The sequence below is a fragment of the Mycobacterium sp. genome (assembly GCF_044370595.1).
GTDB lineage: Bacteria > Actinomycetota > Actinomycetes > Mycobacteriales > Mycobacteriaceae > Mycobacterium.
In genome coordinates this window covers 1-9697 of record NZ_JBILVF010000131.1, presented here as the reverse complement: position 1 = coordinate 9697, position 9697 = coordinate 1, and the positions used below count along the sequence as shown (strand labels likewise).

7 protein-coding genes, 1 tRNA gene and 2 pseudogenes are annotated in these 9697 nt (G+C 67.6%); 7 read left to right on the top strand and 3 right to left on the bottom strand.

Going from position 1 to position 9697, the window contains the following annotated elements:
- The 3 genes and pseudogenes from ADBZ5N_RS14690 to ADBZ5N_RS14680 all read right to left on the bottom strand — a co-directional run.
- Positions 1-98 (bottom strand): annotated as a pseudogene (locus ADBZ5N_RS14690) (nucleoside triphosphate pyrophosphohydrolase); the annotation flags it as partial.
- A gap of 4 nt (positions 99-102) precedes the next feature.
- Complete coding sequence (mfd, locus tag ADBZ5N_RS14685; protein WP_526258573.1) at positions 103-3735, bottom strand: transcription-repair coupling factor; 3633 nt, start codon at positions 3733-3735, stop codon at positions 103-105.
- Positions 3736-3824: 89 nt separating this feature from the next.
- Entirely contained in the window at positions 3825-4418 is a 594-nt protein-coding gene (locus ADBZ5N_RS14680) for a TetR/AcrR family transcriptional regulator (protein ID WP_526258577.1), read from the bottom strand.
- Between the two features lie 84 nt (positions 4419-4502).
- Between ADBZ5N_RS14680 and ADBZ5N_RS14675 the strand changes: the two genes are divergently transcribed.
- The 7 genes and pseudogenes from ADBZ5N_RS14675 to ADBZ5N_RS14645 form a co-directional block, all read left to right on the top strand.
- Positions 4503-4574, top strand: a tRNA-Gln gene (locus ADBZ5N_RS14675).
- A 94-nt stretch (positions 4575-4668) separates the two neighbouring features.
- The gene (glmU, locus tag ADBZ5N_RS14670; RefSeq protein ID WP_526258571.1) at positions 4669-6144 is read left to right on the top strand and encodes a bifunctional UDP-N-acetylglucosamine diphosphorylase/glucosamine-1-phosphate N-acetyltransferase GlmU; all 1476 of its coding nucleotides are present in this window, start codon (positions 4669-4671) and stop codon (positions 6142-6144) included.
- Positions 6145-6243: 99 nt separating this feature from the next.
- Positions 6244-7224 carry a ribose-phosphate diphosphokinase gene (locus tag ADBZ5N_RS14665; RefSeq protein WP_526258569.1) on the top strand — a complete coding sequence of 327 codons (981 nt, stop codon included), beginning with the start codon at positions 6244-6246 and terminating at the stop codon, positions 7222-7224.
- Complete coding sequence (locus ADBZ5N_RS14660; RefSeq protein WP_526258567.1) at positions 7217-7855, top strand: LpqN/LpqT family lipoprotein; 639 nt, start codon at positions 7217-7219, stop codon at positions 7853-7855. Before ADBZ5N_RS14665 ends, ADBZ5N_RS14660 begins: the two co-directional genes overlap by 8 nt.
- Before the next feature lie 39 nt (positions 7856-7894).
- On the top strand, positions 7895-8764 hold the full coding sequence (locus ADBZ5N_RS14655) for an oxidoreductase (RefSeq protein WP_526258575.1): 870 nt from the start codon (positions 7895-7897) through the stop codon (positions 8762-8764).
- A 131-nt stretch (positions 8765-8895) separates the two neighbouring features.
- Complete coding sequence (locus ADBZ5N_RS14650; RefSeq protein WP_526258565.1) at positions 8896-9555, top strand: 50S ribosomal protein L25/general stress protein Ctc; 660 nt, start codon at positions 8896-8898, stop codon at positions 9553-9555.
- A 6-nt stretch (positions 9556-9561) separates the two neighbouring features.
- Positions 9562-9697: pseudogene (locus ADBZ5N_RS14645) on the top strand (aminoacyl-tRNA hydrolase); the annotation flags it as partial.

Here is a 9697-nt window from a genome sequence, read left to right as displayed (position 1 = left end):
GGCATCTCCTCGGTGTACTGGACATCTCCGCTGAGCAACTCGACTGCCTCGACGGGCACCAGGGCGGGCCGCCGCGCGTCGACCAGGATGACCGTCATCGCGCTATCCCCTTCCAGCGGTTGTGAAGGTGGTTATATCAACGTCGCCCTGAGGCCGGCCATCAAGGGCAAGCAAAAGGTCAACCACCATCTGGACGAGGTCGAGATCACGGATGCGGGCAGCACCGACCCCGGAACCGGCCCGCGGGATCGGCACCTGCACCGTCGAGGTCGTCGCCCGATAATTGGCCGCCGGGTAGATCCGCTTCAGCCGCACCTGCCCGGAGTCCGGCAGGGTCAGCGGCGCGATCCGCAGAGTCGTGGCCGACGCCGCCGCGACCTCGGTCACCCCGTACTGGCGGCACAGCAACCGCAGTCGCGCGACCGCCACCAGTCGCTGCGCCGGTTCGGGCAGCGCCCCGTAGCGGTCGACGAGTTCGTCGACCGCCGCGGCAACGGCAGCCTCGTCGGCGGCGGCGGCCAACCGGCGGTAGGCCTCCAGGCGCAGTCGGTCGCTGCTGATGTAGTCCGGCGGCAGATGGGCATCGACCGGCAGGTCGATCCGGACATCCTTGGGCTCCTCGGCTGTCGTCACGAGTTTGCCGTCGGCGGCCGCTCGGTAGGCTTCCACGGCCTCGCCGACCAGCCGAACGTAAAGGTCGAAACCCACCCCGGCGACGTGCCCGGACTGCTCGGCGCCCAGCACGTTACCGGCACCGCGAATCTCCAAGTCCTTCAACGCAACTGCCATACCCGCGCCCAGTTCGTTGTTCTGCGCGATGGTGGCCAACCGGTCGTAGGCGGTCTCGGTGAGCGGCGTCTCACGCGGATAGAGGAAGTAGGCGTATCCGCGCTCCCGGCTGCGGCCCACCCGCCCACGCAACTGGTGCAACTGGGATAGCCCGAAGGTGTCGGCACGTTCCACGATCAGGGTGTTGGCGTTCGAGATGTCCAGGCCCGTCTCGACGATCGTGGTGCACACCAGGATGTCGAAGTCGCGGTTCCAGAAGCCCTGCACGGTCTGCTCCAGCAGTTCTTCGGGCATCTGCCCGTGCGCGACCGCCACCCGCGCTTCGGGCACCAGGTCTGCCACCCGCGCCGCGGCGGCATCGATGCTGGCGACCCGGTTGTGAACGTAGAACACCTGCCCGTCGCGCAGCAGTTCTCGGCGCAGCGCCGCGGCGACCTGTTTGTCATCCTGCGGGCCGACGTAGGTCAACACCGGGTAGCGCTCTTCGGGTGGGGTGAGGATCGTCGACATCTCCCGGATGCCGGCCAGGCTCATCTCCAGGGTCCGCGGGATCGGGGTGGCACTCATGGTGAGCACGTCAACGTGGCTGCGCAGGCTCTTGATGTGTTCTTTGTGTTCGACGCCGAAGCGTTGTTCCTCGTCGACCACCACCAGGCCGAGGTCCTTCCACCGCACCCCGGTCTGCAGCAGGCGATGAGTGCCGATGACGATGTCGACACTGCCATCGGACATGCCCTCCAGCACTTTTCGGGACACGCTGCCGTCGGTGAACCGGGACAGGCCCTTGACAGTCACCGGGAAGCCGGCCATCCGCTCGGTGAAGGTCTGTAGATGCTGATCGGCCAGCAGTGTGGTGGGCACCAGCACGGCCACCTGTTTGCCGTCCTGGACAGCCTTGAACGCGGCCCGCACCGCGATCTCCGTCTTGCCGTAGCCGACGTCGCCGCAGATCACCCGGTCCATCGGAATCGGCTTTTCCATATCGGCCTTGACCTCGCTGATGGCGGTCAACTGATCGACGGTCTCGGTGAACCCGAAGGCATCCTCCACCTCGGCCTGCCACGGGGTATCCGGCGCGAAGGCGTGCCCGGGGGCCGCTTGCCGCTTGGCGTAGAGTGCGACGAGCTCCCCGGCGATCTCACGAACGGCCTTGCGCGCCTTGGTTTTCGTATTCGCCCAGTCGCTGCCGCCGAGCTTGCTCAGCGCCGGTTGCTCCCCACCCACGTACCGGGACAGCTGATCCAGGGAGTCCATCGGCACGAACAGCTTGTCGGCCTGCTGACCCCGCTTGCTGGATGCGTACTCCAGCACCAGGTATTCCCGGCGCGCACCGCCGACGGTACGTTCGACCATCTCGACGAACCGGCCGATTCCGTGCTGGTCGTGCACCACCAGGTCCCCGGCTGCCAGGGCCAGTGGGTCGACGGTGTTGCGGCGCCGGGCGGCCAGTCGCTTGCCGTCCGGGCCGGTGGCGCGGTTTCCGGTCAGATCGGTCTCGGTGATGATCACCAGACTGGCCGTCCCGGGCACGATTAAGCCCCCGTGCAGTGGCCCTTTGAGGACACCGACGACGCCGGGTTTGGGCGGCTGGCCGGGTTCGAGGAAGGCGGCCGGGGTGTCGTGCTCGCCGAGTTGCTCGACCACCCGGTGGGCGGTGCCGATTCCCGGGGCGACGACCGCGGCCAGTCCCCCGGTGAGCACGTGGGCGCGCAGCATCCCGAAGATCTCCTCGACTCGGGCCTGCTGGCCTCGGGCCGACGGTGCCGCCCGGACGTCGAGGTCGACCGCCCCCTGGGCGGACAGTTGACCCACCGTCCACCAGGGATGGCCGCCGGCTACGGCGGCTTGACGGACGTCGTCTAGTTCGCGGAATCCGGAGCCACCCAGTTGCTCGACGTCGATCGGCGCTTCGCCGCCGACCGCCGCCACCGACCAGGATGCCTCCAGGAACTCGCGGCCGGTCTTGATCAGATCGGCCGCGCGGGTGCGGATCTTCTCCGGGGCACACACCAGCAGTGGCGCCCCGTCCGGCAGATGGTCGACCAGCGACCCGAGGGCCTGCGGGCGCAGCACCGGCTGCAACGCCTCCATACCGTCTACCGGGATGCCCTCGGCGAGCTTGGCCAGCATCTCGCCGACACTGCCTGAAATCCGGTCGCCGTCTCGCGGTGCATCGCGCCCCAATTCCGCTGCGCGGGAACGTACTTCGGTGCTGAGCAACAACTCCCGGCACGCCACCGCGACCACCACGCCCGGATCCACCTCGGGAATGGAGCGCTGATCGGCGACGGAGAACATGCGCATTTCGGTGACTTCGTCGCCCCAGAACTCCACCCGAACCGGGTGCTCGGCCGTCGGCGGGAACAGGTCGAGGATCCCGCCGCGCACCGCGAACTCCCCGCGCCGGGCCACCATGTCGACGCGGGTGTAGGCCAGCTCGGTCAGCCGGGCCACCAGAGCGTCGAAGTCCTGCTCGGCGCCTACCTGCAGGGTCACCGGCTCGACCTCGGCGAGGTCCGCTGCCATCGGCTGCAGCAGCGAGCGCACCGTGGTGACCACCACCTGCAACGGCGGGCCGAGCACCGTGTCACCGGGCCGGGCCAGACGGCGCAGCAGCATCAGCCGGGCACCCACGGTGTCCACCCCGGGTGAGAGCCGCTCGTGCGGCAGCGTCTCCCAGGACGGGAACAGCGCGGCCGCATCGCCGTACACCCCGCGCAGTTCGGCGGTCAGGTCATCGGCCTGACGACCGGTCGCGGTGATCACCAGCAACGTCGCGCGGGCCAGCGCGCACGCCACGAACAGCTGCGCACTTGCCGGGCCGACGACCGCCAACTCAGCGGGCCGCGCGGCGGCCCGTTCGGCGAGCTCGCTGAACTGCGGAGCCGCGAGCGCGACGTCGACCAGCGCGGCCAGCGGGGTCTGAACCTCCGGGCGCCCCGTCATGATCGCAACAGTCTAAGTCGGGCGCCTCCAAACCGTTGCTGTCGGCCATCTTTGGCACGCCCCCGCGTGAAAGTGCAGGCCGACGGCGATCACCCGCTCTGCAGTCGCGGGTCGGACTCCAGACCGGTCAGTCCGTTCCACATCAGGTTCACCAGGTGCGCGGCGACGACTTCCTTCTTCGGTTCCCGGGCATCCAGCCACCACTGCGCAGTCATCGACACCGAGCCCACCAGTGCCCGGGCGTACAGCGGCGCCAACTCCGGGTCCAGGCCGCGGCGGGAGAAATCGCCGGCCAGGATCGACGCGACCTGACCGACCGCATCGTCGAACAGGGTGGAGTAGGTGCCGGGGCTCAGCGACGGCGGCGAGTCCCGGATCAGCACCCGATAGCCGTCGGTGCGGTCCTCGATGTAGGTGAGCAGGGCCAGCGTCACCGCCTCGACCCGCGGCCGGTGATGGTTGTCGGTCAGCGACGCGGTGACCCCGTCGAGCAGGGCCGACATCTCCCGGTCGACGACCACCGCATACAGCCCCTCCTTGCCGCCGAAGTGCTCGTAGACCACCGGCTTGGAGACTCCCGCGCGGGCGGCGACCTCCTCGATGGAGGTGGCTTCGTAACCGCGTTCGGCAAAGAGGGTCCGGGCGATGTCGATGAGTTGGTGGCGTCGCTGCCTGCCGGTCATCCGGGCACGCGGCGGGCGCGGCGGGCCCTGCGGTGCTGCCACGGCCGTCAGCCTACCGAGTGGACTAAAGTCTCTGACGGATAATTCGCCGTGGTGTAATTGGCAGCACCTCTGATTTTGGTTCAGATAGTTCAGGTTCGAGTCCTGGCGGCGAAGCAAGACGTGCCGAGCAGCATTCGGTACAGCGATTGTCTGGATGCGGACGCTGCAGCAGCGTGACGCGTAGGAATCCGCACATTGGAGGCCGCACATGACGACAACACAAGGTTCCGCCGTTCTGGTACTGGCGGCCGGTGCCGGGACCCGGATGCGCTCGGACACCCCTAAGGTGCTGCATACCCTCGGCGGGCGCAGCATGCTGTCCCATGCCCTGCACGCTGTCACCAAAGTCGCTCCGCAGTATCTGGTGGTGGTGTTGGGCAAGGACCGTGAGCGCATCGCCCCGGTGGTCGGGGAGCTGGCCACCGGACTGGGCCGGCCGGTTGAGATCGCCCTCCAGGAACAGCAGATGGGCACCGGGCACGCCGCTCTGTGCGGACTGGCCGCGCTGCCGGAGGACTTCGACGGCACAGTGGTCATCACCTCCGGGGACATCCCGCTGCTCGACGCCGATACGCTGGCCGATCTGATCGCTACTCATTCCGGCAAGTCGGCCGCGGTGACGGTCCTGACCACCACGGTTCCCGACGCGCACGGTTACGGCCGGATCCTGCGCACCCAGGACGGCGAGGTGATCGCGATCGTCGAGGAGACCGACGCCACCCCGCAGCAGCGGGCCATCCGCGAGATCAACGCCGGGGTCTACGCCTTCGACATCGCCGCGTTGCGGTCGGCGTTGAGCCGGCTGTCGTCCGACAACGCCCAGCACGAGCTGTATCTGACTGACGCCATCGCGATCGTTCGCGCCGACGGACAGATTGTGCACGCCAAGCACGTCGAGGATTCCGCGCTGGTCGCCGGCGTCAACGACCGGGTGCAACTGGCCGACCTCGGCGCTGAACTGAACCGCCGGGTGGTGGCCGCCCACCAGCGGGCCGGGGTCACGGTGACCGATCCGGCCACGACGTGGATCGACGTCGACGTCACGATCGGTCGCGACACCGTCATCGCCCCCGGAACACAATTGCTGGGCGGCACCCGCATCGGCAGCCACTGCCGGATCGGACCGGACACCACCCTGGCCGACACGCAGGTCGGTGACCGGGCCTGCGTGGTGCGCACCCACGGCACCGACGCCGTCGTCGGCGACGGCGCCGAGGTGGGCCCCTTCAGCTACCTGCGGCCCGGCACCCGTTTGGGCGCCGACGGCAAGTTGGGGGCCTTCGTGGAGACCAAGAACGCCTCCATCGGCACCGGCACCAAGGTTCCGCACCTGACCTACGTCGGGGATGCCGACATCGGCGAGTACAGCAATATCGGCGCCTCCAGCGTCTTCGTCAACTACGACGGGGAGAACAAGAGCCGAACCACCATCGGCTCACACGTCCGCACCGGCAGCGACACCATGTTCGTCGCCCCGGTGGTCATCGGCGACGGCGCCTACACCGGCGCCGGGACGGTGCTGCGGGACGACGTGCCGCCCGGCGCGCTGGCCGTCTCCGCGGGCGCCCAGCGCATCATCGAGGACTGGGTGTTGCACAACCGTCCAGACAGCGACTCCGCGCGTGCGGCCGCACAGGCCAAGGCCGAAACGGACGCCCGCCAGATCGACCCCGATCGGGGCTGAGAGCAGCGCAACCCCGTACGATGACCCGGGTATCGACCCCCAACCGGCAAGGGCAACCCTTTTTGTTTGAAAGTGGTCCTTTTGTTTGAAAGTGGCACCGTGGGCACCGATTGGATTGACAACCGCAAGAACCTGATGCTCTTCTCCGGCCGGGCGCATCCGGAACTGGCCGAGCAGGTCGCCAAGGAACTCGACGTCCAAGTCACCGCCCAGACCGCCCGCGACTTCGCCAACGGCGAGATCTTCGTCCGATTCGACGAGTCCGTGCGCGGCTGCGACGCGTTCGTGTTGCAGTCCCATCCGGCGCCGCTGAACACCTGGCTGATGGAACAGCTGTTGATGATCGACGCGCTCAAGCGGGGCAGCGCCAAGCGGATCACCGCGATCCTGCCGTTCTATCCCTATGCCCGCCAGGACAAGAAGCACCGCGGCCGCGAGCCGATCTCGGCCCGACTGGTCGCTGATCTGCTCAAGACCGCCGGGGCGGACCGGATCGTGTCCGTCGATCTGCACACCGATCAGATCCAGGGATTCTTCGACGGACCGGTCGACCACATGCGGGCCCAGCCGCTGCTGACGTCCTACATCCGTGACAACTACTCGACCGCGGACATCGCCGTCGTCTCACCGGATTCCGGCCGGGTGCGGGTCGCCGAGAAGTGGGCCGATGCGCTGGGCGGTACACCGCTGGCGTTCATCCACAAGACCCGAGACCCCCGGGTGCCCAACCAGGTGGTGTCCAATCGGGTCGTCGGTGAGGTCGAGGGCAAGACCTGCGTGTTGACCGACGACATGATCGACACCGGAGGCACCATCGCCGGGGCGGTGAACCTGCTGCGCGAGGATGGCGCCAAGGACGTCATCATCGCCGCCACCCACGGGGTGCTGTCCGACCCGGCTGCCGAACGGCTTGCCGCCTGCGGTGCCCGCGAGGTGATCGTCACCAACACCCTGCCGATCGACGAGGCCAAGCGCTTCCCCCAGTTGACGGTTCTGTCCATTGCCCCGCTGTTAGCCAGTACTATCCGGGCGGTGTTCGAAAACGGCTCGGTGACAGGACTTTTCGACGGAGATGCTTAAATCCCTCGCCGCGGCGTTGCTCGTCGTGGCGCTGACCACCGCGGGCTGCAGTGCCCACACGGCCGACTATTCCAGCGTCTGGACGTCCAGTTCCACCGCCACCGCCACCGCGGTGCCGACGTCCCCGACCCCGATCGCCCAGTACCTCTCCAGCGTCGGGGTGAGCGGCGAGCAGGTCGCCCTGGACACGCTGACCGACCTGACCGTGACACTGCCCCGACTCCCGGGCTGGACCGACTACGCCAATCCGAACTTCTCCCCCGGCACTGAGGCGATCGCGAAGAACAACACCTATCCGACCGCCATGGTCATGGTGTTCAAACTTGACGGCGGCTTCGACATCCCAGCCGCCCTCGAGCACGCCGACGACGACGCCGAGTTATCGAAGAGCTTCAAACGACTGAACTACTCGAGCGCCGACTTCGCCGGATTTCCCTCGGCGATGATCGAAGGCAGCTACGACCACAGCGGGACGCGGTTGCACACCTACAACCGGATCGTCTTCCCGGTGACCTCGAAGTTCGACCGCTATCTGGTGCAGTTCACCGTCACCACACTGGCCGACCAAGCCGCCGCCCACGCACCGGACGTCGAGAAGGTCATCGGAGGGTTCAACGTAGCGGTGAAGTAGGACGCGCGGTGAAGTAGGTTTGCGGCCATGCCGAATGCACTGACCGGGTGGAGCGCAGCCGAACTTCCCTCCTTCGCCGGCCGGACCGTCATCGTCACCGGTGCCAACAGCGGCCTGGGTCTTGTCACCGCACGCGAATTGGCCCGCGCCGGCGCCCGGGTCATCCTGGCGTGTCGCAACGTGGACAAGGGAAACGCCGCAGCCGCGGGCATGGCCGGCGATGTGCAGGTGCGTAGGCTGGACCTGCAGGATTTGACGTCAGTCCGGGACTTCGCTGACAGCATCGGTCTGGTGGACGTGTTGATCAACAACGCCGGCATCATGGCGGTGCCGTACGCAATCACCGCCGACGGCTTCGAGAGCCAGATCGGCACCAACCATCTCGGCCACCTCGCATTGACCAACCTACTGCTGCCCAAGCTGACCGACCGCGTGGTCACGGTCTCCTCGCTGATGCACTGGACCGGCCGGATCAGCCTCAAGGACCTCAACTGGAAGGCTCGGCCATACTCGGCGTGGCTGGCCTACGGCCAGTCCAAGCTGGCCAACCTGCTGTTCACCAGCGAGTTGCAGCGTCGCTTGACTGCGGCGGGGTCGGCCGTCAAGGCCCACGCCGCCCATCCGGGCTATTCGGCGACCAACCTGCAGGGCCATACCGGCAACCCGATCGGCACGCCGGTTTGGCTGGCCGTCAACAAACTGTTCGGCGCCAGCGCGGCATACGGCGCCAACCCCACGCTGTATGCGGCCTGTCAGGACCTGCCGCCGGACAGTTTCGTCGGCCCCACGTTCGGCGCTCGCGGACCGATCGGCCTGGTGGGGCGCAGCCCGCTGGCCCGGGACACCAAGACCGGGCGGGCCCTGTGGCAGCTGTCCGAGCAGCTCACTGGTACAGAATTTCCGCTGTAGGGCCGCCATCGGCTACCCTGACAGCCGCGTCACGGCGAGGGTGGTCCAGCCACCGTTATCGACGAGGCTTACTCAACAAGCCCCTGCCCTCCGCCGCGTACTAGATCCCCGGAAGGCAAAAGGAGCATCCCATGGCCAAAGGCGCCACCACCAACAGACTCGACGTCGAGGTGCGCACCCGCACCGGCAAGGGCGCCTCTCGGCAAGCCCGTCGCGAGGGCAAGGTTCCCGCCGTGCTCTACGGTCACGGCAGTGACCCGCAGCATCTGCAACTCAATGCCCATGACTTCGCCGCCGTTCTGCGCAACTCCGGCACCAACGCGGTACTGAGCTTGCAGATCGACGGCCAGGAGCAGTTGGCGCTGACCAAGGCCATCGCCATGCATCCGATCAAGCGGACCATCACCCACGCCGACCTGATCATCGTCAAGCGCGGCGAGAAGGTGACCGTGGAGGTCCAGGTGAACCTGGAGGGCGACGCGGCCTCCGGGACTCTGGTGACCCAGGACGCCACCACCGTCGAGATCGAAGCCGAGGCGCTGTCCATCCCGGAGAGCTTGACGGTGTCGATCGAAGGCGCCGAGGAGGGCACCCAGATCCTGGCCAGCGAAGTCCCGCTGCCGTCGGGTGTCACGCTCGTCAGCGATCCAGAGATGTTGGTGGTCAACATCGTTGCGGCACCTTCTGCCGAAGAGATGGACGCCGAAGGCAGCGGCGAAGAAGCAGCGGAACCTGCCGGCGAGGCCACCGAGGGCGGCGAGGCCGGCGGCGAAGCGGCCGAGTCCGAGTAACTCTCCATGGCCGAGTCCCCATCCGGGACAACGCTGCTGGTCGTCGGCCTGGGCAATCCGGGACCGCAGTACGCCAAGACCCGGCACAACGTTGGGTTCATGGTGGCCGACCTGCTGGCCGCGCGAATCGCTGCGCCGTTCA